Origin of the sequence: Aquimarina pacifica (assembly GCF_000520955.1) — a bacterium.
Lineage (GTDB): Bacteria > Bacteroidota > Bacteroidia > Flavobacteriales > Flavobacteriaceae > Aquimarina > Aquimarina pacifica.
Window position 1 is genome coordinate 1 of the sequence record NZ_JACC01000084.1, and the last position, 2,927, is coordinate 2,927.

The window sequence follows — 2,927 nt, forward strand, 5'->3', positions numbered from 1 at the left end:
ATTTCTATGGTCAGCTATGGCCAAGAGGTATCCAATATTGTCCCTCCTTCTCCGAATGCAGCTTCTTTAGGGCAGTATGCAGATGTACCTGTGAGTAACTACACCGGTATACCGAATATTTCAATTCCATTACATACAGTAAAATCAGGAGATATAGATCTCCCTATTTCTCTAAGTTATCATGCATCAGGAATCAAAGTAGCACAAGAAGCAAGTTGGGTAGGTCTCGGATGGACTCTTAATGCAGGGGGAGTTATTACAAGACAAGTCAGAGGATTAGATGATTTTGGATCAGAAGGATATTTAAGAACAGATAGATTTCCGCCATATACAGAAGATAACCTTCCGGATCTTTCAGAATCTAATCAATTTAATGAATATTATGATCCTTTAAATACTGGGTTTCTAGACGGAGAGCCAGATATCTATTATTATAATTTTTTAGGTTTTTCGGGAAAAATCATATTTGAAAAACAATTAGAAGATACCATCTACGGAGTTTCAGTAGCGCAAAATAATCTAAAGTTTAAGTATACCAAATCAACGGGTACATGGGTAATTACCGATGGCAATGGTACTAATTATTACTTTGGAGGAAGCACAGCTACAGAAAAAACGTATAATTTTAGTGATAGTGATGATAATTTTCTTGAACATGTATCTGTCAGCATTCCAAGTACTTTTGGACATGTCAATGATAAACAAATATCAGATACGGCTTGGTATCTCACAAAAATTGAATCAGCAAAAAAAGATGAAATCAATTTTTTTTACAAGTCTCCTTCATATACAAAGAGTCAAGTTCATTATACGGAGTTATTATATAATGCTATGAGTTCAGAACTGGTATACAGTCAAGGGCCAGGCTATATTTCTTCAAATGTAGGAGCTCCTTATAAGCTTTACGGTGGAAGTCAACAGGTAACCAAAGATATTTGTTTAGAACGCATAGCCTTTGCTGATGGAGCCCTTCTTTTTAATACAGAAGATCGTATAGATTTAGATGTACATTCCTTAAGTGATAATAATGCTCAAAGACTTAGTTCAATAGTCCTTTTTGACTTAAATGATAACCAGATAAAAAAGACAAATTTTGAGTATAGCTATATGGGTTCAGGAGGCTCAAATAATGTAAGATTAAAATTAGAGACAATCCAAGAATCTTCCTATACAGATGCTGGTAATGAAGTAACGATTCCTCCTTATGAATTTACTTATAACCCTACAAGCCTTCCAGAAAAGACATCGTTTAATGTTGATTACTGGGGGTTTTCTAATGGCAGAAATAATGCATCGATATGGGAGTATGCTGGCAGTGTTACACTGAACAGTAGTTACCTTACTAATAATAATGCACATAGAACTTTAACAGAAAGTTACGCTAAAGAGAAAATAAAATCGTTGGCCCCTAATTATGAAAACAACTATAATGGTGAGGAAGTTTTTATACGAGGCGCAAACAGAGAAGTGAATTTTGCTAGTGCTCAAGCAGGTATTTTAACAGCAATAAAATACCCATTAGGAGGAACTACTACTTTTGAGTATGAATCCAATGAATATCATTCTGAAGAAGAAGAGTTGTCAGAATATATTCCTCAAACAGTAACCGTTTATGAAAATAATGAAAAGACTTTTTCATTAGATAGATATACTACAGTCCATTTTGATTTTGATTTGACGAATGATTCTGATGCTAATCTTAATTCTAATGATTTAGAAGTATACTTAGAAAAAGATAATGGGAATAAATTAATAAGAATAAAACCGTTAAATGTAGATGACTTTACAACATATTTTAAAGTCGTATTGCCTCCCGGAGATTATACAATGAAGGCATATTATCCAGAGAACCCTGAAATCATTATAAGTTTTAAGGCAAGTTATACCAAGAGAGTGTATACTGATAATAAAATAGGCGGGGGACTTAGAATAAAATCTATAGAAACAAAAGATATTGATGATGTTGTTAAAAAGGAGACCTACAGTTATGAAGTAGATGGGATATCAGCAGGTCGTTTAGTAAGCCCTTTAAACTTTTTTTATAATGAAACATTGTTAGGGACCTTAGTTAATACATTTTCAAGTATCGTAATTCAATATGTTTATGCTGCTGATTATATCGTAAGAAGTTCTAATAGTATTTTTCCTTTAGGAAATTCTGCTCAGGGTAATCCTATAGGGTATGATAGTGTACAAGTTTCTTATTCTGACCCGAATAATGAAGATTTAGGACGTACAATGTATACTTATAGAAATGAAGAAGAGGTTCCTGTTGAACATTTTATCCCAAATGTTCCTAATTTTATTCATTTAGATAATGGGCAATTACTTTCAAAAACCACATATAATTCAGATGGAGATATTGTAGATGAGCTTTTTTTAGAATATACAGAAAACCAAAATGAGGCGATAAATTCAAAAGGAGTTAAACTTTACTCTTTTCATGGAGGATATGATGCTAGTGGAGGTAAACCTATATCTGGGGTTCGATTTTATGATACTTTTTCTAAATGGTGGTATCTCTCTAAAGAGACAAAAAATGTATATGACACAGAAGGAAATAATCCAGTTACTTCGATAACAGAATACGATTATAATAATGCTTCGCATAAAAATGTAACACGAACAACTACGATCAATAGCAAAAGTGAGACGTTAATAAGCAACACGTATTACCCAGATGATATAGGGAATGCTGACAGTTTAGAGGGAGGTGTATTAACAGCTCAAGAACTTACAGCAATAGAACGTCTAAGTTCAGATGGAGCAGAATATAGAGTAGCACAACCCATTCAAACAGAAACTTATGTTGATAATACGTTAATTTCTGTACAACGCACAAATTTTAGTACAGTAAATCAAATGACTTTGCCAGCTTCTGTCTCGAGTGCAATGGGTAGTGAAGATGTAGAAGAAAAAATCATATA

General features: G+C 33.3%; 1 protein-coding gene. It reads left to right on the forward strand.

Going from position 1 to position 2,927, the window contains the following annotated elements; all coding sequences use genetic code 11:
* Positions 1-2,927 (forward strand): hypothetical protein (locus DZ60_RS25370; RefSeq protein ID WP_025744123.1); only part of this gene is annotated, 2,927 nt, incomplete at both ends.